Genomic DNA, 17,963 nt, shown 5'->3' with positions numbered 1-17,963 from the left:
CGCCGTCCGTTGAGGATGTCCGTTTTTCAGAACTTTCCGTTTTTCAAAACTCACTGAACAACCGGAGATCGATCGCAGACTCCCAGACTCTACATTTCCCTCAATACCTCTGACCGAGAGCGTTCGACAAATGGCTAACTTCGACACCGCCACCGGCCAACTGAACAACAACGATCTCATCTACTATCCCTTCAACATTGTAGTACCCAACACGGCTTCGAGACTCGACCAATACATACTCACCCTCGACCAACCGCCGGCCAGTCTCACCCTCCGACTCGAAAGCACCTCAAACGGAAATTTCGGCATCGCTGCCGTCAATCCCGATAACGGAATTGAAATTCTCGGAAGTTTTGACTACGGCGCCGCCCCCGTATCGAACGTTCCGTTAGTTCCCGGTCAAACCAGCTATCGCGTCGTCCTCCTGTCCGACGAACCCCCAGCCGCCTTTCCCCTCAGTTACAAACTGCAAGCCGAAGCCGATACGGCCAACATCACCCTAACCGAGTTAACCGCTTCCGTCGCCGGAGTGCCCCAATCCGGCAACACCCTTTCCCTCAACGGCCAACTGACTCAAGGAGATCTTCTCGTCATCACAGCAACCGACAGAGAATGGTCTCTCGCTGACGAGTACCGAGTCGTCCCCACGTTTGCCGGAGAAACCCTGACAGCGCAAGTTTCCCAAGGCATCGGCTTGAACCCTCGCCTCCAAATCATCAACGCCACCGCCGGAACCGTAACTGACTCGGTTCTCGGTGTCGGGGCCACAGCCACCGAACCCCTCTTAGCCGGGAACGAATATCGCGTGAGAGTCTTCAACAACGAGAAACTCGGCGAAGAGGACACCCGCAACTACACCCTAACCTTAAACGTTCCCAACGGCCTCAGCGTCGCCGAACTGCGATCGGTCGAAGGGTTCGGACAAGTCAACACCAACACCCCAACCCCGACCCCCGCACCGCCTCCCGTGGCAGCCAACACCGCAGAATACGCCAGTTACAACAAAGGCACCAAAGGCAGCGCCCAAAATCCCGACCCCAACGGCGTTTATAACGACTTCAACCTCATCGGACTGTCCAACGGCGACGACACCATCGACCTCAACGCCGTGCCGAATTTGGGAGCGCCGCCGATTTTCACGGACTTGCGACCCGGCATCAACATCGACGGTTCGGAAAATTACCAAGACGGTCGCTGGGTGGTTGCCCTCGGCGGTAACGACACCTTTATCGGAACGGCCGGGAACGACGTACCGATCGCCGGCAATACGGGAAACGATATCTTTAACATGGGCGCTGGTGACGACGTGGCCGTTGGCGGTGCGGGAGACGACCTCCTTAACGGCGGCGATGGAAACGACGTTCTCAACGGCAATCCCGGTAACGATCGCGTCAACGGCGACAACGGCAACGACATCCTCAACGGCGGTGCGGGAGACGACCTCATCGACGGCGGCGCGGGGAAAGACCGCCTGCAAGGGGATGGCGGCCGGGATTTCCTCACCGGAGGTACGAACGACGACACTTTCGTTCTCCACCGCGACAGCGCCACAGCGGACTTAACTGAGGTGGATGTCATCACCGATTTCCAAATTGCTGAAGCGGACAAAATCGAATTGGTGGGGGCGACCTTTGCTGAGGTGACTCTCGATGCGACCGATCTGGCGATCGATGGCGGCGTTTCTGTGGCTTCGACGGCGATTAAACTGGCGGCCAGCGGTCAGTATATCGGTTTGGTGCAAGGGGTGACGCCTTACGATTTAGCGGCGGCCTCGGGTAGCGTCTTTGTCTGAGACGGGATTCGATTTCTGAGGTTTGTTGGCTCGGGGTTCTGACTCGAACTCTAATACATATTTTATGTATTTTGTCAACCAACTATCTCGAAAATTTTTCTGGATCGCCGAGTTTTTTCCAAGGCGGTGAGGGTTGCATCTCAATGGATGTAAAAATATGAGTTTGCGGTAGGTTGGGTGGAGCGATAGCGAAACCCAACAACAGCTCAATTCAGTGTAGAGACTCCGATCTGATAAATTTACATTTTTGAGATGCACCCGCGTTGAGGATGTCAATCGGGAATTTTGATGACGTACACTTGTGCGGAAATCGACAGTTTAGAGGCTTGGAATTTGACGCGATCGATTTCTAAGGATACCCCTTCAATTTCCATATATTTCAAATTAATAAACTTCCAAGTTTGAGCCACCGTAAACTCGGCTAACTTTTGCGATAAATCTCCATCCGTTTTAATTTGCGTGTCGCGAAAGGTAATCGCACCCTCGTCGGGTATAAATTCGAGCTGTGTTTGGAGGTCGATTTGTATCGGTTCGTCGCGATTTTCAATGCCGTAGGTCATCTGAACCGACAACGCGCCCCCTTCCGCGAGCTGGCAGTCTACTGCGTCGATCGATACTGATTTGGCGTCGATTCCTTTCACGATTGTTTCTTTCTCGTGCAGGAAGTCTAAAACTTTTTTAGACCTTAAAACATAGGCAATATTTCGGTTATTTAAAACCATTTGAATCGAGCCTTGCGTGGGTTCTTGAAGCTCCACATTTCCCACGACAGCTTTAAGAGGATTAATGGAAAAGGTTTGGAGGCGAATGGCAAAACTGGCCATGGAAACGTTAGAGGAGACGACCACGCCATCGGCGTTAAGTTCTAGTCCGTCCACGGTTCCAGAGGTGATGCGATCGGTATCGGCACTCACGTGAATTTCTAATGTTTCCGCTCGATCGATTTGAGCAGAAAATATGACTTGTGCGATTTTATCGATCGTTTTTTCGACAAGTTTGGGATTTTGGGGTGAGTCTATCATAAAAAATCTTGCGATCGAAAATACTAGCGTTAACAGTGCGATCGAATCTCCGTTACGTCGATCGCCCCGAGCGCCAAATACTAAACACCAACCACAACCCGAACAAACAAGCCGTCCAAAACAGCGCGTTCGTCAACCAAGGCACCGCCGCCACTTGGTCTTTCGACACCACCAGCGCCCCCGCCAAAATCAACGCCGCCACCACAATACTCGAGGAGAGGCGGTTGGCAGATTCATCGAGACTGCGGCGCAAATCCTGCAACTCGTGAACTCGCAGGTTCCATTTCAGGCTTTCCGTCGTCACTCGTTCCAACAAAAAATCAAGTTGTCGCGGCGAGTTCAACGACAAACTCTTAAACTCCAAACTCGCCCCGAGGAAATCTTGCAGCGGATTGGCGCCGAGTAACTGTCGGCGCATCAAATCCACCGTCAGGGGTTTAATTTCATCGAGTAAGTTAATTTCCGGGTTGAACGTCCGCGCCACCCCTTCCAAATTCGCCAACGCTTTGGCGTAAAGTCCCATATTGCTCGGCCAGCGTAAATGATTGCGCCGCGCCGCCTGAAGGACTTCGTAAAACGCCTCGCTGAAATTCAGTTGGGACAAACTTAAGTTGTAATACCGCCGCAACAGGCGATCGTATTCGTTTTGCAGGCGGATGAAATTCACCGGACGCACCGGTTGCGCCAGTTGTAACGTCAGTTGAGCGCACCGCTGCGCGTCCAGGCTAATCATCGCCAAAATAATTTCTATGAGCAAGCCTTGAGTACGGGGGTCGAGGGTTCCCGTCATTCCCACGTCTAACAACGCCACTCGTCCGTCGCTGAGGTAGAAAATATTACCGGGATGGGGGTCGGCGTGGAAAAACCCCTCGAGAAACAACTGTTGCAAAAAGGCGCGGAACAACAGCGTGGTGATGGCGTTGCGTTCCGCTTGCGGGTCGCCGTGGTAGCCTTTTCCCCTAATCTCCGCCGAGAGGATGGGAATTCCGTCGAGCCATTCCATCGTTAACAGGTTAGGGGTGGTGTACTCCCAATAGATAGTGGGGACGGTAATGCGATCGGCGTCGAACCATTCGCTGGAACTGAGACAGCGTTCGAGGCGATCGGTATAGTGCGCCTCTTGGGTGAAATCCAGTTCGTCCCGCAGCGCGTTGGTAAACTCTTCCGCCAGTGCGATCGCGTCGTAATATTCCCCGAAATCCGTTCCCGAAACCAGTTCGGCCAGGTTCGTGAGGAGTTCGATATCGCGATCGACCGTTTCCCCAATACCGGGACGCTGGACTTTTAACGCCACTTCCCGGCCATCATGAAGGGTGGCGCGATGGGTTTGAGCCAAAGAGCCAGCGGCGACCGGTTCCCTATGGATGTGAGAGAAGGTGCGATCGAGGGGACGATCGAGCTGTCGTTGCAATTGCGCCTCGATATCCGGCCAGGGAACCGGAGGAACGTCCGCTTGAAGGGCGCTCAAGGCTTTAATGTATTGCGGCGGAAGCAATTCGGGACGAGTGCTGAGGAGTTGTCCCAATTTCACGTAAACCGGCCCCAAATCGATGAGAATGCGTTGCAACACCGTTGGAGGCGGAAGTTCGGGTTTTTCGGCGTCGTTATTGCTCAACAATCGCCTCATATAGTCCCATCCGTGATACAGAACCACTTCGAGAATTTCTCGCTGTCTGGAATTCGATTTCGTCAAGGTCGATATCATGTCGCGGGGTGATGAGGTGATGGGATGATGAGGTGATGGGATGATGGGGAGAAACTGCTCAGGGTTCACGGTTCCCTGTTCGCTGTCCCCTGCTCCCTGTAAAAATCCCTTCTCCCCAATAGGAGAAGGGGCGAACTGATTCCTCTCGATTGGGGAAGTCAGGCGATCTGCTGGCGATTATTGTTGGAATTTCTGCGAAGCGCGATCAAAGGCTCCGGTCAACTCGTTCCAGGCGTTTTCAAACCCCGATTGCACTTCCGACCAAGCGTCTTCGCTGGTTTGCTTCATTTCTTCAAATTTCGCTTGCGCGGCGTCGCGCTTGGCGTAGAGTTCTTCCATTCTATCGTGGTAATCCGCCGAGGCGTCCGCTTTGGCTTGTGCGGTTTTCGCTTTCAACTCGTCGATTTGAGCGTTGAGCTTGTCGAGTTGTGCTTTTACTTTTTGTTGGTACTCTTGGCGAGCTTCGGTTTGAGTAGCCATACTGTCTGATTCCTCCTGAGTTCGGCTTAACATCTCGTTTTAATCGATTTTCAAACCAGCTCGAACGGGTTGTCTTTCTCTAACTTCGTAAAAGGCGAATTAGAAATGCTAGTTTGAAATGCTAGTTTTATTGAATCACTCTCGAAGGCTCTAAAACATCTGTCTCGAGAGCGATTTCGACTCTATCTCGCGGTCGATCTGTCATGGAATGCGGCTTTTGAGCGGGGGACGAACTGAGGCGATCGCGCGTTCGCAACGGCGTGACCGTTAGTCTACTTTGGCGATAATCCAGACGGCGTGAACGATACCGGGAATGTAACCGAGTAATGTCAGCAGAATGTTCAGCCAGAACTGTCCTCCAAACCCCACTTGCAGAAACACGCCGAGGGGAGGCAGTAAAATAGCTAGGATGATGCGAACGATATCCACGAGTTTGTCGTCCTCCGTGTAAATTCTTGTGTCTTTATTTATACTTTGACAAAACTTTTCAGGCGATCGCATCCATCTCTCGGTAGATCTTATAGAAATCGAGCAATTTAAGGCTTGTTCCCGGCTAGCTTTTACTGGCAAAGTACATCGACTTTACAGGGATTGATATTTTTCAGGCAATTTTTTTACAAAATATAAAGACTTGCGATCGCAACTTAATAAAATCTTAATATCATTCACAAAAATTATTCAATCTGGAGAGTTTAGCTATAGAAAAATCTGTAAAAATTGTCTAACCTACGGTAGAGAGAACGATTAAAATATCCGTGTTAGCTTGAAAGCCAAGACGGATTGAGGAGAAAGCCATGAACGCCACCATCCTGCGCCAGGTGTGGTCTGCTGTCGAAGACACTCAAGCCGCTACCCTGGTCAACCTAGACGATTCGACCTTGATCGATCGCCTGATTTGGGACTTACAAGCCCAACGAGTCCTTGAAGGAAACGATATCGAAGAAGTGAGTCGCTATCTGCGATCGCGCATCAGCCTGATTCGAGATTTAGCCGACGGTCGCGTCATTCGCGCCACCAGCTAAGATCGATCGTCGTCCCCCCACAGCTTGCAGACCCCGAGACTTTAACCCTGCACCCTAGTCCTCGAGGAACGATTTTTTATGAAGGTTGCTGTATTTAGCACCGAACCCTACGATCGCCAATTTCTCGACGCCGCGAACCCGTCTATTCCCGGCGATCGCGAACTGGTGTATTTCGACACCCGACTCGAACCGAAAACCGCCTGTCTCGCCGCTGACTTTCCCGCCGTTTGCGTCTTCGTCAACGACGACGTCGGCGCTGAAACCTTAAACATTTTGTCCGAGGGGAAAACTCGCCTCGTGGCCTTGCGATCGACCGGATACAACAACGTCGATCTTGAAACCGCCGTCGATCTCGGCATTAAAGTCGTGCGCGTCACTGATTATTCTCCCTACGCCGTCGCCGAGCATGTGGTGGGGTTGATTCAATCCCTCAACCGCAAAATTCATCGCGCCTACAACCGCGTTCGCGACGATAACTTTTCCCTCAACGGATTGTTGGGATTCGATTTACACGATCGCACCGTAGGAATTATCGGAACGGGTCGCATCGGCCGGATTTTCGCGCAAATCATGCACGGCTTCGGCTGTCACTTACTCGGATACGATCCCTATCCCCATCCCGAATTCGAGGCATTGGAAAACGCCCGTTACGTAGAGTTTTCTGAAGTGCTGAGTCAGTCTGATATTATCTCGCTGCACTGTCCCCTCACAGAAGACAACTACCACCTCATCAACAGCGACGCGATCGCTCAATTCAAACCGGGGACGATGTTAATCAACACCAGTCGCGGTCAACTCATCGATACGAAAGCGGCGATCGCAGGCATTAAATCCGGTCAAATCGGCTATCTCGGCATCGACGTTTACGAACAGGAAGAAACGATTTTCTTCCGCGATTTGTCCGACACCATCATTCAAGACGATACCTTTCAACTGCTACAATCCTTTTCCAATGTCTTGATTACCTCTCACCAAGGATTTTTTACCCGAGAAGCCCTCACCGATATTTCCCGAACCACCATCGAAAGCATTGCTGCTTTTCAACAGAGAGACCCCCTGAAACACGAACTGACGCGACCTGAAAAAGTTCCGGTTTAAACTTGATGGTAATGTTCCGTCCTCGAACCCCGGCCAGAGAGTCCGGGGTTCGAGCGTTTTTGCAAGCTGTTATCGCACATCTAATTCCCACGTCTGTTTTTGCGAATTCGTCTGAAATCCCGTTTCCTCGTTTAGAGAACTCGCTGTTTGAAATTAAACTTAGATTCTGTATAAATTTTTAAAGTGAATCTTTAACGCCAATCTTTAAGATTTGTTTTTCAAACAAATTCGTAAATGGGGCTTGTTTTTTATATCAAATAAATTACTGGCTTGTACCAGTTGACTGAGTTTTTTATAACCGTAATTTCGCGGGTCAAACGACGGTGAAAGCTTGGTCAGTTGAGACCCGACAGCGGCCAATCCCACCCAGTCATCATCGCCGCTGGCCGCTTCGTAAGCGTCAATCAACAATTGGTGATAACTCGATTTAGCAACGCTATTTTTAGAGGAATTTTCGTCGTTCTTCTCCGGTTCTTTACGGTTTTCTAAAATTTCAGTATAAATAAATTTATTACAGGCTTTCACGAACGGAGATGGGGTTTTTCCCTCTCCGAAGCCGTATACGACCAATCCCGCTTCGCGAATTCGGCAAGCCAACCGGGTAAAATCGCTGTCGCTGGAAACGATACAAAAGCCATCGAAATTTTCTGTATACAATAAATCCATTGCATCGATAATCAAGGCGCTATCGGTGGCGTTTTTACCCGTTGTATAGGAAAACTGTTGAATGGGTTGAATGGCGTGATTGAGAAGTTGCGACTTCCAAGAATTGAGTCGCGTACTCGTCCAATCTCCGTAAATCCGTTTGACGTTGGCTGTTCCGTATTTGGCAATTTCTTTTAATAAGGAATCTAGAATTTTGGCATTGGCGTTATCGGCGTCGATTAAGACGGCGAGACGATGGGTGTGAAACTGTTCGCGAGCGTTCATCTAATTAAGCTATAGCTATGATTTGAGCAGTGCAGGAAAATAGACCCCAAAACTGGCGATCGATGGTTGCGAACATCGATTTGGGGTGAAATTCAATCTATTCTAGCAAGCGTGTTTGCAAGGTCGATCGGGTTGGGTTTGGCGTGAAGGCTTTACCGATCGAGCTTTGTCAGGATTGACGTCGTTTGCAAGCACTTTTAAAAAATTTTAGAACTGAGAGAGAACGTCGAGAGGGTTGACGGGGGGCGATCGCACTGAGAAGGAGAGGTGAGAAGGAGAGGTGAGAAGGAGAGGTCGTCACGGCGCAATATGGGAGGTGAAGTCCAGTGCGATCGCTCAATTTTAAAGAAAATACGTAAAAAATATCAACTTCCTGAAATTTCGGGTATATTAATATAATTTGACCGGAAAAAAACAACATAGTTTGTAATCTTTAACGTAAAAAATTGACGAAATCATAAAACCAATCTAAGCCCAAAGACGGGTTAACATTCATCGCTCAATATCGATGCGATCGAAAAGGCGATCGCACTTCATAGCGAATCCGCGATCGCCGTTTGAGATGGCCTCCATAGCGTCGGAGGCCGCGGGATTTCAGGCGAATTGGCAAAAACCGACTTGGGAAATCGGATTCCGTATCAGAAGACTTGGAAGAGGTGAGGCGAACCGAGCCGCGCGATCGTCCCCCGAAACCCCTGGCGTCGTTCTCCGTTGGCGAAGTCGGGGCGATCGTCGACGCTCCGAACGGTCGATCGTGTTTCCCCAAGAGCCTTAAACTGAATAGACACGGATAGACAGTGAACGATTTCAACGGCCTCGACATGGAAACTCGCGACCTCAACGACTCACAACCATCAGACTCTCAACCGATGCCCCCGCGCATCTCCATTTTTACGATGTTTCGCCTCGGACTCTATCAAATGGGACTGGGGATGATGTCGCTACTGACGCTGGGGGTGATCAACCGTATCGCCATCGACGAACTGAAAGTTCCCGCCATTATCGCCACCGCCGCCATCGCCATGGAACGGTTCGTTTCCCCGGCGCGAGTCCTCTTCGGTCAAATGTCCGACGCCAAACCGCTGTTCGGAAAACACCGTTCTGGCTACGTTTGGATTGGTGCCGTTCTGTTTACCCTCACGTCCTTTGTGGCGTTACAGGTGTTGTGGCAACTGGGGAACAGCGTGCAAACCGTGGGATTGAGCGCCCCCACCTATGGCTGGGCGATCGCGCTGGCGGCAGTATTTGCCTTTTACGGACTTTCCCTCAGCGCCAGTTCGACCCCCTTCGCCGCCATGTTGGTGGACATTTCCGACGAGGACAATCGATCGAAACTCATTAGCGTAGTTTGGTCGATGTTGATGGTGGGAATCGTCGTCGGGGCGATTATCAGTTCCACCTTACTCGACCAGCCGGAAATCTGCGGGGCGGAGATCCTCTCCTATTCCCCCGGACAAACGGAACAGATGGCGAATATCGCTACCCTCAGCAGCACCATTAACCCGGTGTTTGTCATCGTTCCGGCGATCGTCTTGGGACTCTGTTTGCTGGCGACGGTGGGGGTGGAAAAGAAATATTCCCGCTACGCTCTGCGATCGAGCGCCGCCAACCACGAAGATAAAATTACCCCCGGTAGCGCCCTTCGCGTCCTCACCGCCAGCCCTCAAACTGGGGTGTTTTTCTCGTTTTTGCTAGTGTTGACGATTAGCTTGTTCGCCCAAGACGCGGTAATGGAACCCTACGGCGGCGAAGTCTTCGGAATGTGCATTTCCGAAACGACGAAACTCAATATTCCCTTCGGTATGGGAACCCTCGTCGGGATTGGGTTTACTGGATTTGCCATCATTCCCCGGTTTGGGAAAGAACGCACCACGAAATACGGTTGCATCGGCGCGGCGGTATGTCTGGGATTGGTGATTTTGGCCGGGGTAACGACCGACGCCGGGTTGCTGAAAGCTGGAATCGGGCTGTTTGGCTTGTTTTCCGGTGTCTTGACGGCAGGTGCCACCAGTTTGATGTTGGATTTGACCGTGGCGGAAACAGCGGGAACCTTCATCGGTGCCTGGGGGTTAGCGCAGGCGATGGCGCGAGGTTTGTCTACCGTCATCGGCGGCGCGGTGCTGAACCTGGGTAAAGTGGTATTTAACGAGCCGATGTTGGCTTACGGTTCGGTGTTCGTCTTGCAAGCGGTGGGAATGGTTTGCGCGATCGTCCTCTTGCGCCGCGTCAATATTAAGGAGTTCCAGTCGAACGCGAAACAGGCGATTACGACGGTGATGGAAGGAGAGTTGGATTAGTAACCCGATCGAATTTTAAGGACTGGACAACGGCTGAGATTCCCCCCTCATCTCATCACCCCCTCATCTCATCACCCCCTCATCTCATCACCCCATCGATCGCTTCCAATTTCAGGCTTCCGACTTCGGGATAACCGAGGGCGTTAGGTTCGCCGAAACGCCAGTGTTGGCGGTAGCGATCGAGGAAGTTTTGACCGATGATGCCGTCAATGCCGATGATGTTGAAGAGATCGTCTCCTAACACTACGGCGTCGAGATGGCTGGCTTCGGCGGTTCCGAGACGGACGCGATCGAGCGTTGCGGCGAAACTGCTCTCGGTTCCGCAAAATCCCACCACCTCGATGGGTTCGGTTTCTGCCACATCGAGATTTAAGTCCGTGGCGACTCGTTGGGAAATCACCATGCGATCGGCCCCCGTATCGATACCAAAACGGTAGGGGCGATCGTTAATTTCCAATTCCACTGTCATCATTCCCATGTTTCCCTGCAACGGAATCGCAGTCGGGTCTGGGGTTGTGGGCGATAACAGTTGTAACTGTCGCGCTTGGGGGTCGATCGTCACGTCGAAGCGACTGAGAACGTCGATTCCTAACACGCCATCGGCGTCGCCGGGAATGAGTTCGGGGGGAAGTCCCATTCCGGTAATCCCTTCCACGCTGGCGGTTTCAACGGACAACGAAGGAATCGTCATCAAGCTAGCTTCGACTTCAGAACAGTCGTCTCCGACTGCGAAGTAACTGAGAAAGTTACCGGGAACGGGAGTCGTGGCGACGCCTAACTCGTCGGCGAGGGGATGGGAGACGATCGACCCCGAAGCCCCCGTATCGAGGAGAAATTCACCGGGAAAGCCATCGACGTTGACGTTGACGGTGTAGATTTGCGCGTCGGGAATCGGTTGCAGGGAAACGACGGCTTGTCCGCTGGCGGTCGGGGTTGGAAGCGTAATTCCGGTGACTTCCACTAACGCCAGCATTCGCGAGTTGGCGTCTCGTCGCACGTTCCCCCCGTCGTCGAGGAGGACGACTTCTAGTAAGCATTGGGTGGAGGCGACTTGTAAGGCGTCGAGGGTGACGGCGAGGGGGTTCGAGATGTTGCTGCGAACGCACTGGGTCAAGCGTTGTAGCAGTTCTGCGCCTAAGTCAACGTCGGTAGCGGGGACGTTTTCGGCCAGGACGGTGGTGCTGCGATCGCCGAGGGCGTTTCCCCAGTCAGAGAGAGGCGGCGAGGTGGCGATGGCGGAAGTCGCACTGACCCACGCTCCTAATGTAAATCCCAGAACGGTTTTGATTCCTGTCATGACTTGGTTGAATGTAGATTTTTCAGGTCTATTTTTGTGGTCTTTAGGTGTGAAATTTACAATGAGTTAGATTTTTAAAAAAAAAAGCAAATTTTTTTTATCTTAAGTTAAACTCTTTGAGTTTTTACTCGCCTCGGCTTGATTGGCGCAATCGCTCGATATTGTTGTTCTAGTTTTAAGCGTTTTTTTGAAGTTTTTGAAACTTGATATTATTGGATTTTTAAAAATATTAAATTCATTTACTTTTTGATATTTCAAAACCTACAAATTTATCTGTTTTTTTTGGATTTTGTGTCTGTATGGAATCGATAGAATGTCGTCGAGCGATCGGATTTGTCCTCGATCTCCCATCCGAGTCGATGGCATTCCCGTAGCGATCGCAGCACTGGACGCATCGACGACCATTGTAAAATCAAGATCGATGGCGCGATCGTCAAAAAAGCGATCTCGATCGCACGCAACCGGAACATCACCCCGTACAATACAACAAAATAAGTAAAAGCTTCTGTCACCATCACCTTCAACTGGGACAGCATCAATGAATCAAGCGACCACCCCCCAAAAAACCGAGTCCGTCTTGCGCCAGAATCCCTTTACGACCTACCGCGATCCGAAAACGGGTCAGTGGGTCGTGGTGAAACCCCCCGAACAGCCCTCAAAACGATAACAACAACCTAGGTAGCGGTGCGACCTGCCTTCTGAACCCCCTTCCAGCGACTTCACCACCATCTCACCCTTTCGCTTCAGGTGCGATCGTAGTGTTTTTCGCAAGAACGATACACTAGACTGTTGGCACAAACTCCACTCTCGAACTTCGCCTCTCGCCGCCGCTATGAAACCATCGTCGTTTGTTTTCGGTCGGTTCCTACCGGGACTGTCCATTATGGATCGCTATCTCATCGGCGAAACGCTTCCGCCGTTCCTGTTCGGCGTAGGTGCGTTTTCCTCCATCGGCGTCGCGGTGGGTATCGTATTCGAGTTGGTTCGACAAGTCACCAACGCCAACATTTCCCTGGAGGTAGCGGCGAAAGTATTCGTCTTACAACTTCCCTATTACATCTCCCTTTCCTTTCCCATGGCGATGTTGTTGGGAACCCTCATCGGCTATTCCCGATTGTCCAGCGATAGCGAATTAGTGGCGTTGCGAAGTTGCGGCGTGAGTTTGTATCGCATCGTCCGTCCGGCGTTGCTGTTAGCTTTGGTGGTGACGGCGATGACCTTTACCTTCGATCAAGTGGTGGTTCCCGGTGCGCTATACGAAGCCGAAGTGACCCTCGATCGCGCCTTGAAAGACGAAGAAACGTTACTAGCCAAGCGAAACACCCTCTATCCAGAAATTGGGAAGTTAGCAGACGCCAGAAACGCCGAAGACGAGACCTTAGTGCGGTTGTTCTACGCCGAAAAATTCGACAAAGAAGACGAACGGATGTATGGGGTAATCGTTTTAGATCGATCGGAACCGCAGTTCGATCGCCTCATCTTCGCCAACTCCGCCACCTGGAACCCCAACGACAACATCTGGGATTTCTTCGGTGTCACCAGTTACGCCATTCCCCCCGATGGCTCTTACGTCAACATCGCCAAATTCGATCGCCATCGTTACCCCCTTCCCCGCGCTCCCTTAGAATTAGCGCGAGAGCGAGATTACCCTCAAATGAACGTCGCCCAAGCCTTCGATCGCCTCGAAATCCTCAAAGCCAGCGGCCGCGAAGACAAAATCCGCAAACTCGAAATTCGCATCCAACAGAAATTCGCCATACCCTTCGCCTGCGTCGCCTTTGGCTTAGTCGGCGCCGCATTAGGAACCCAACCCCAGCGCACCAGCGCCTCGCGGGGATTCGGAATTAGCGTGTTGGTGATTTTCACCTATTACCTGCTGATGTCGATCGGCGATGCGTTAGGATTGAGCGGCTTCATCCATCCCTGGATGGCGGGTTGGCTTCCCACCCTCGTCGGGTTCGGCGTCGGAATTACCCTGTTAATGCGAGCCTCGAAACTGTAGCCTTGAACAAAAGCAGGGAACAGTCCCTAGGGTGCGTGACTTGAAAAATCGGGTGTCGAACGCAAGACCGAGAAATCGTCACGCACCGACAATGTATTTTCCCCATCTCCCCCTCTCCCCCTCTCCCTCCGGGGCGTCGATCTGTCAAAATATAAACAAAATAGGCAGATCGAAGACAGATCGAGGCTTGAATGTCTGAGGCAATTTCTCTAGATACGATTGAAGAAATCGCCCGTCAGTATGGATACTGGGCGGTTTTTTTAGGGATTTCGTTAGAAAACGCAGGAGTTCCCCTTCCCGGCGAAACCATTACCCTCGTGGGTGGCTTCCTCGCCGGAGAGGGGGAGTTAGATTATTGGCTTGTCCTCTTATGTGCCATGGGAGGGGCGATCCTAGGCGATAATTTCGGCTATTGGATTGGTAAATGGGGCGGATGGCCGCTACTGTTGCGCGTCGGACGGTTGTTTCGCATCTCCGAGGCGCGATTGCAAAGCGTTCGACAGGAATTCAGTCAAAACGCCGCTAAAGCCGTCTTTATCGGACGCTTTATCGCCCTGTTACGCATTTTCGCCGGGCCGCTGGCGGGCATCGCTGAAATGCCCTACAGTAAGTTCTTTCTCTGTAACGCAGCTGGGGCAGCGGTTTGGGCGTCGGCGATGGTGAGTTTGTCCTACTTCATCGGACGAATGATTCCCTTGGATACCCTCGTCTCGAGTGTGGCACAGTTCGGGGTGGCGGCGTTGCTGTTAACGATGGTGGCGATCGTCATACCTCGCGTGTTGGAAGCCACGACGAATCCGTTAAATGCGGAAGATTAAATCGAGAAAAGAGTCAGATTTTCTCTCAAATCAAACAGCCTCCACTTCTCATAGCCAATCTGATTCTGGAAAATCAGACTGGGAAATTAGAGGGGGGATCGGGAGAAATGGGAAAACCCAGTTGACAGATCGGACGACAGCCCGATTAACCGCCACTGACGGGGGGAATCAAAACGACTTCGTCGCCGTCTTGGAGGGGAGTTTCTGGCGCCACGAACTGAAGGTTTATGCCAAATCGCGTTAACTTTCCCCAGGTTTGCAATTCGGGATAGTCCGTCAGGCAGCGATCGCGTACCGCTGAAACCGGGGTTTGGGGCGGAAATTGCCACCTCAACTCCGATACGCCGTAAGCCTCTTGATAGGCGGCAAATAGCTTTACGATAACGTTAATGGCATCATTCATCAATCTCGATCGCCTCGGGAATTACAAAATTTAAGGAACCTAAATCGCCAGCTTTTTCTGATGTTTTTCGAGTTTTGTTTACCCTAAAACCGCAAAACTGCCCTTATAATTTGATTATCGTACTTAAAGAGAAACATAGCGAGAAGCTTATGGCTCGTGGAGGGAAACGGTTAGGGGCCGGTCGTCCGCCCGGAACCGGAAAATACGGGGAACCGACGAAAGCCATGCGATTACCCGTCAGTTTAGCCGAACAGCTCAACGATTTGCTGGTCGACTGGCAAAACGCCAAGACGCAGGGAATTTCCCGACATATCCAACGGTTGCGCCAGTCCCTCGAATCGCCGTTGCGATTGCCCCTGTACTCTGACGCGGTGGCAGCAGGACTTCCGGCACCGGCAACCGATTACGTCGATCGCGAACTCGACCTCAACCAATATCTTACCCCCCATCCCGAGGCCAGCTTTTGCGTTCGCGCCAACGGCGATTCGATGATCGAAGCGGGAATCCATCCGGGGGATTTACTCGTGGTGGATACGGCGTTGGAAGCTAAAGACGACAGCGTGGCGATCGTCGTCGTCGATGGAGAACTCACCGTCAAACGTCTGCGTTGGGACGAGAATACCCTGTGGCTAGTACCGGAAAATGCCAACTATCGCCCCCTCCAGGTGACGGAAGAGATGAATTTCCGAGTGTTGGGAGTGGTGACGAACGTGATTCATAAAGTTTGAACCCAAACCGAACGGACAGTTTTCGGACTCGCAGAACTCCCGATACAATAAATTGAGAATCTGTCTCAAAACGGGAAAATTTCACTATGGTCAGCCTCGATCGGGTTGCAGAACTGATTAAAACCGAACTCAGCGACGCCGAGGTGCAAGTGCGCGACTTAACCGGAGGCGGCGATCACCTCGAAGCGATCGTCGTGTCCGAGCAATTTCAGGGGTTGTCTCTCGTCAAGCAGCACCAATTGGTTTACAGTGCCTTACAAAACGAAATGGCGTCCGAAACCATTCACGCCCTCGCCCTCAAAACCTACACGCCGGAAAAATGGGCGACGGTCAGCCAGACCTTGTAACGGGAACTTGTTAAAATTTTTTTAACTGACCGAACCGATTTACTGACCTTTTTTTAGGAACCACGATGACACCGGAACTCAAAGAACAACTCGACAACCTCGTGAAACAGCACAAGGTGCTGGTGTTCATGAAAGGCAACAAACTCATGCCGCAGTGCGGTTTTTCTAACAACGTCGTGCAAATTTTCAACAGCCTCGGCGTTCCCTTCGAGACGGTGGACGTTCTCGAAAACTACGAGATTCGCCAGGGAATCAAGGAATATTCCAACTGGCCGACGATTCCGCAAGTGTACATCAACGGCGAGTTTGTCGGCGGTTCCGATATCGCGATCGAACTCTATCAAAGCGGCGAACTCCAGCAAATGCTGGAAATTGCCTTAGCGTCGTAGGTTTGTCGCCCTCACGGGCGTCAATGCAAACTTCGCGATCGACCCCCTCCCCATCGCTGGAGGGGGTTTCACCATCGACTGCACGAGTCACACACGCTCTCGAGATTTCAATTGTTCATGAACCCTTACTTAACCCCTGAAAGTTACGTCAATCCTCCGGAATACACGGTTATTATTCTGAGTTGTACGTTCGCGATCCTCTGCGGGATTATTTTTAAGGATATTTTGGAATATCAGTTCGCCCGTTGGAACGCGGAAGGGCAACCGCCACAGTTGAACTATAAAACACCCCATCTCACCGTCGCTTATGTCTTAACTTGTCTGTTTACCTTGGCCTTTGTCGGGGCGAGTTTGTCGGTTTTTGGCATTTTTACGCAACTGGCTTATATTCTCGCGGCGGTGGTGGTGGTTCCCACGGGACTGCTGGTTTGGTTGCAGTTAAGCTCGATGTTGGCCTTGGTTGCCAAAGAAGGCATTCGCTCGATCGTCATTGATGAATAATTCCAAGGCTTGGATTTCGGCTGTTTCTCCAATCGTCGCTTAAATTCTCGGTCGGGGCGTTTCGTACACCTACGCCGTTGTTGGCAGAGAATTCGCCCTAACTTCGGGATTTCTGGGGCGTATCCTGTTGGGGCAACAACTGTCCCCCCAAACTGCGGAAATACAACCATCCGGCAAGGCTTAAAAAGCCTATATAGCCGATGGCTTGGGCGAGGTAAATGCGATCGCGATAGCCGAAAAGGGATTTCAAGGCAATTCCGGGGAATTCTTTATCCGGTAAGACGTTTCGCAAATCCCAAACTAACCCCCCGAGAACGCAAGAGGCGGCGTCGCCATCGCACCAGGCGGAAAATTCGGGCTGAAGTTGCGCCAAGGCTTCCACTGCTTCGTTGGCTTGTTTGAGGGCGGACACCACCAAACCGGAGACGATGAGCAGCAGAAAAACGCCCATCACCTGGAAAAACTGGCGCACGTCGATTTTCACCCCCCAACGAAACAGTAACACTCCCAACAGCGCTGCCCCAGCTAAACCGCCTAATGCACCCAAGGCGGGAACGAGTCCCTGTTGGAATTTGGCGACGATGAAAATTACGGTTTCAAAGCCTTCTCGTAAAACGGCGATGAAAATGAGGACGAATACGCCCCATCCTGCAGCACTGCTGCTTTGTAAGGCGGAGGTGACAGCCCCTTCGACTTCGGATTTCAGGGTTCTCGCCTGTTGCGTCATCCACAGTAACATCCAACTCAGCATGGCGATGGCGACGACGCACAGAGCGCCTTCGAGGAGGGGTTCGACGATGGGGGTGTAGGTTTGGTTGGAGGCGCGAAGGGCTTGCATTCCGGCGTGAAACGCCCAGCCTACGAGGGCGCTGGCGACGATACCTCCGGCGACGCCGGCGAACACCCAGGGGTTGAGTTGGCTTTGACGGGCTTTTTTTAAGCAGGACAGGACGATTCCCACCACGAGGGCGGCTTCAAAGCCTTCTCGTAGGGTGATGACGAAGGTGGGTAGGGCAGCGGTGAGATCGAAAGTCATGGAAATTCGGCGATAACAAAATCTGCGAAGTCAGTCAAACAAGGATCTGTTTTAGGATAGGAAATTTTAGGGCAATCGCAACTGTTGGGAAGGGCT

20 protein-coding genes are annotated in these 17,963 nt (G+C 51.7%); 11 read left to right on the top strand and 9 right to left on the bottom strand.

The genetic code is table 11. From position 1 onward, the window contains the following. The first annotated feature begins 130 nt into the window (after positions 1-130). Positions 131-1,792, top strand: a complete 1,662-nt coding sequence (locus tag ACP5D4_RS05980) for a calcium-binding protein (RefSeq protein WP_428010719.1) — start codon at positions 131-133, stop codon at positions 1,790-1,792. 272 nt (positions 1,793-2,064) lie between these two features. Here the strand turns inward: ACP5D4_RS05980 and ACP5D4_RS05975 are convergent, their stop codons facing one another. The 4 genes from ACP5D4_RS05975 to ACP5D4_RS05960 form a co-directional block, all read right to left on the bottom strand. Beyond that, a complete protein-coding gene (locus ACP5D4_RS05975; protein WP_428010718.1) occupies positions 2,065-2,814 on the bottom strand; it encodes an LmeA family phospholipid-binding protein in 750 nt (249 codons plus the stop codon). 52 nt (positions 2,815-2,866) lie between these two features. Beyond that, the gene (locus tag ACP5D4_RS05970; RefSeq protein ID WP_428010717.1) at positions 2,867-4,519 is read right to left on the bottom strand and encodes an ABC1 kinase family protein; all 1,653 of its coding nucleotides are present in this window, start codon (positions 4,517-4,519) and stop codon (positions 2,867-2,869) included. A 177-nt stretch (positions 4,520-4,696) separates the two neighbouring features. Further along, entirely contained in the window at positions 4,697-4,999 is a 303-nt protein-coding gene (locus tag ACP5D4_RS05965) for a hypothetical protein (protein WP_428010716.1), read from the bottom strand. A gap of 267 nt (positions 5,000-5,266) precedes the next feature. Beyond that, on the bottom strand, positions 5,267-5,428 hold the full coding sequence (locus tag ACP5D4_RS05960; protein WP_428010715.1) for a YqaE/Pmp3 family membrane protein: 162 nt from the start codon (positions 5,426-5,428) through the stop codon (positions 5,267-5,269). Positions 5,429-5,793: 365 nt separating this feature from the next. On the opposite strand from ACP5D4_RS05960, the gene ACP5D4_RS05955 reads away from it, so the two are divergent. Both ACP5D4_RS05955 and ACP5D4_RS05950 read left to right on the top strand, forming a co-directional pair. Then, positions 5,794-6,021, top strand: coding sequence for a hypothetical protein (locus tag ACP5D4_RS05955; RefSeq protein ID WP_428010714.1), 228 nt, complete (start codon positions 5,794-5,796; stop codon positions 6,019-6,021). Between the two features lie 78 nt (positions 6,022-6,099). Further along, positions 6,100-7,119, top strand: a complete 1,020-nt coding sequence (locus ACP5D4_RS05950; RefSeq protein ID WP_428010713.1) for a 2-hydroxyacid dehydrogenase — start codon at positions 6,100-6,102, stop codon at positions 7,117-7,119. A 204-nt stretch (positions 7,120-7,323) separates the two neighbouring features. Here the strand turns inward: ACP5D4_RS05950 and ACP5D4_RS05945 are convergent, their stop codons facing one another. Continuing rightward, a complete protein-coding gene (locus ACP5D4_RS05945; RefSeq protein ID WP_428010712.1) occupies positions 7,324-8,049 on the bottom strand; it encodes an NYN domain-containing protein in 726 nt (241 codons plus the stop codon). A gap of 638 nt (positions 8,050-8,687) precedes the next feature. Continuing rightward, positions 8,688-8,837 (bottom strand): hypothetical protein, encoded by a 150-nt coding sequence (locus ACP5D4_RS05940; protein ID WP_428010711.1) that lies wholly within the window; start codon positions 8,835-8,837, stop codon positions 8,688-8,690. A gap of 33 nt (positions 8,838-8,870) precedes the next feature. On the opposite strand from ACP5D4_RS05940, the gene ACP5D4_RS05935 reads away from it, so the two are divergent. Continuing rightward, the gene (locus ACP5D4_RS05935; protein WP_428010721.1) at positions 8,871-10,346 is read left to right on the top strand and encodes a BCD family MFS transporter; all 1,476 of its coding nucleotides are present in this window, start codon (positions 8,871-8,873) and stop codon (positions 10,344-10,346) included. A 79-nt stretch (positions 10,347-10,425) separates the two neighbouring features. On the opposite strand, the gene ACP5D4_RS05930 is transcribed toward ACP5D4_RS05935, so the two are convergent. After that, a complete protein-coding gene (locus ACP5D4_RS05930) occupies positions 10,426-11,643 on the bottom strand; it encodes a retroviral-like aspartic protease family protein (RefSeq protein ID WP_428010710.1) in 1,218 nt (405 codons plus the stop codon). 538 nt (positions 11,644-12,181) lie between these two features. Here ACP5D4_RS05930 and ACP5D4_RS05925 point away from each other — a divergent pair. From ACP5D4_RS05925 to ACP5D4_RS05915, 3 genes are all read left to right on the top strand, one after another. Then, on the top strand, positions 12,182-12,310 hold the full coding sequence (locus tag ACP5D4_RS05925) for a hypothetical protein (protein WP_428010709.1): 129 nt from the start codon (positions 12,182-12,184) through the stop codon (positions 12,308-12,310). A 165-nt stretch (positions 12,311-12,475) separates the two neighbouring features. Beyond that, complete coding sequence (locus tag ACP5D4_RS05920; protein ID WP_428010708.1) at positions 12,476-13,645, top strand: LptF/LptG family permease; 1,170 nt, start codon at positions 12,476-12,478, stop codon at positions 13,643-13,645. A 191-nt stretch (positions 13,646-13,836) separates the two neighbouring features. Continuing rightward, the gene (locus tag ACP5D4_RS05915; RefSeq protein ID WP_428010707.1) at positions 13,837-14,463 is read left to right on the top strand and encodes a DedA family protein; all 627 of its coding nucleotides are present in this window, start codon (positions 13,837-13,839) and stop codon (positions 14,461-14,463) included. 145 nt (positions 14,464-14,608) lie between these two features. Here ACP5D4_RS05915 and ACP5D4_RS05910 read toward each other — a convergent pair whose 3' ends face one another. Then, a complete protein-coding gene (locus ACP5D4_RS05910) occupies positions 14,609-14,866 on the bottom strand; it encodes a MoaD/ThiS family protein (RefSeq protein ID WP_428010706.1) in 258 nt (85 codons plus the stop codon). 149 nt (positions 14,867-15,015) lie between these two features. Here ACP5D4_RS05910 and ACP5D4_RS05905 point away from each other — a divergent pair, with 149 nt between their 5' ends. The 4 genes from ACP5D4_RS05905 to ACP5D4_RS05890 all read left to right on the top strand — a co-directional run bounded on the left by ACP5D4_RS05905 (position 15,016) and on the right by ACP5D4_RS05890 (position 16,831). Then, positions 15,016-15,594 (top strand): LexA family protein, encoded by a 579-nt coding sequence (locus tag ACP5D4_RS05905; RefSeq protein WP_428010705.1) that lies wholly within the window; start codon positions 15,016-15,018, stop codon positions 15,592-15,594. 86 nt (positions 15,595-15,680) lie between these two features. After that, the gene (locus ACP5D4_RS05900; protein ID WP_428010704.1) at positions 15,681-15,941 is read left to right on the top strand and encodes a BolA family protein; all 261 of its coding nucleotides are present in this window, start codon (positions 15,681-15,683) and stop codon (positions 15,939-15,941) included. A 65-nt stretch (positions 15,942-16,006) separates the two neighbouring features. After that, positions 16,007-16,330 carry a Grx4 family monothiol glutaredoxin gene (gene grxD, locus ACP5D4_RS05895; protein WP_428010703.1) on the top strand — a complete coding sequence of 108 codons (324 nt, stop codon included), beginning with the start codon at positions 16,007-16,009 and terminating at the stop codon, positions 16,328-16,330. A gap of 117 nt (positions 16,331-16,447) precedes the next feature. Beyond that, positions 16,448-16,831 (top strand): hypothetical protein, encoded by a 384-nt coding sequence (locus ACP5D4_RS05890; protein WP_428010702.1) that lies wholly within the window; start codon positions 16,448-16,450, stop codon positions 16,829-16,831. A gap of 97 nt (positions 16,832-16,928) precedes the next feature. On the opposite strand, the gene ACP5D4_RS05885 is transcribed toward ACP5D4_RS05890, so the two are convergent. Further along, positions 16,929-17,867, bottom strand: coding sequence for an FTR1 family iron permease (locus tag ACP5D4_RS05885; protein WP_428010701.1), 939 nt, complete (start codon positions 17,865-17,867; stop codon positions 16,929-16,931). Between the last annotated feature and the right edge of the window lie 96 nt (positions 17,868-17,963).

The sequence above is a fragment of the Baaleninema sp. genome (genome assembly GCF_049974805.1).
In the GTDB taxonomy this organism is placed as follows: Bacteria; Cyanobacteriota; Cyanobacteriia; order Cyanobacteriales; family Geitlerinemataceae; genus Baaleninema.
The sequence above is the reverse complement of the archived record's forward strand: the minus strand, read 5'-3'. Positions and strand labels throughout refer to the sequence as shown.

Excerpts from the sequence above, each read along its gene's own strand:
- ACP5D4_RS05930 (WP_428010710.1), bottom strand. The coding sequence starts at position 11,643 with ATGACAGGAATCAAAACCGTTCTGGGATTTACATTAGGAGCGTGGGTC.
- ACP5D4_RS05975 (WP_428010718.1), bottom strand. The coding sequence starts at position 2,814 with ATGATAGACTCACCCCAAAATCCCAAACTTGTCGAAAAAACGATCGAT.
- ACP5D4_RS05900 (WP_428010704.1), top strand. The coding sequence starts at position 15,681 with ATGGTCAGCCTCGATCGGGTTGCAGAACTGATTAAAACCGAACTCAGC.
- ACP5D4_RS05970 (WP_428010717.1), bottom strand. The coding sequence starts at position 4,519 with ATGATATCGACCTTGACGAAATCGAATTCCAGACAGCGAGAAATTCTC.
- grxD (WP_428010703.1), top strand. The coding sequence starts at position 16,007 with ATGACACCGGAACTCAAAGAACAACTCGACAACCTCGTGAAACAGCAC.
- ACP5D4_RS05890 (WP_428010702.1), top strand. The coding sequence starts at position 16,448 with ATGAACCCTTACTTAACCCCTGAAAGTTACGTCAATCCTCCGGAATAC.
- ACP5D4_RS05920 (WP_428010708.1), top strand. The coding sequence starts at position 12,476 with ATGAAACCATCGTCGTTTGTTTTCGGTCGGTTCCTACCGGGACTGTCC.
- ACP5D4_RS05905 (WP_428010705.1), top strand. The coding sequence starts at position 15,016 with ATGGCTCGTGGAGGGAAACGGTTAGGGGCCGGTCGTCCGCCCGGAACC.
- ACP5D4_RS05885 (WP_428010701.1), bottom strand. The coding sequence starts at position 17,867 with ATGACTTTCGATCTCACCGCTGCCCTACCCACCTTCGTCATCACCCTA.
- ACP5D4_RS05945 (WP_428010712.1), bottom strand. The coding sequence starts at position 8,049 with ATGAACGCTCGCGAACAGTTTCACACCCATCGTCTCGCCGTCTTAATC.
- ACP5D4_RS05925 (WP_428010709.1), top strand. The coding sequence starts at position 12,182 with ATGAATCAAGCGACCACCCCCCAAAAAACCGAGTCCGTCTTGCGCCAG.
- ACP5D4_RS05955 (WP_428010714.1), top strand. The coding sequence starts at position 5,794 with ATGAACGCCACCATCCTGCGCCAGGTGTGGTCTGCTGTCGAAGACACT.
- ACP5D4_RS05965 (WP_428010716.1), bottom strand. The coding sequence starts at position 4,999 with ATGGCTACTCAAACCGAAGCTCGCCAAGAGTACCAACAAAAAGTAAAA.
- ACP5D4_RS05980 (WP_428010719.1), top strand. The coding sequence starts at position 131 with ATGGCTAACTTCGACACCGCCACCGGCCAACTGAACAACAACGATCTC.
- ACP5D4_RS05935 (WP_428010721.1), top strand. The coding sequence starts at position 8,871 with ATGGAAACTCGCGACCTCAACGACTCACAACCATCAGACTCTCAACCG.
- ACP5D4_RS05910 (WP_428010706.1), bottom strand. The coding sequence starts at position 14,866 with ATGAATGATGCCATTAACGTTATCGTAAAGCTATTTGCCGCCTATCAA.
- ACP5D4_RS05950 (WP_428010713.1), top strand. The coding sequence starts at position 6,100 with ATGAAGGTTGCTGTATTTAGCACCGAACCCTACGATCGCCAATTTCTC.
- ACP5D4_RS05915 (WP_428010707.1), top strand. The coding sequence starts at position 13,837 with ATGTCTGAGGCAATTTCTCTAGATACGATTGAAGAAATCGCCCGTCAG.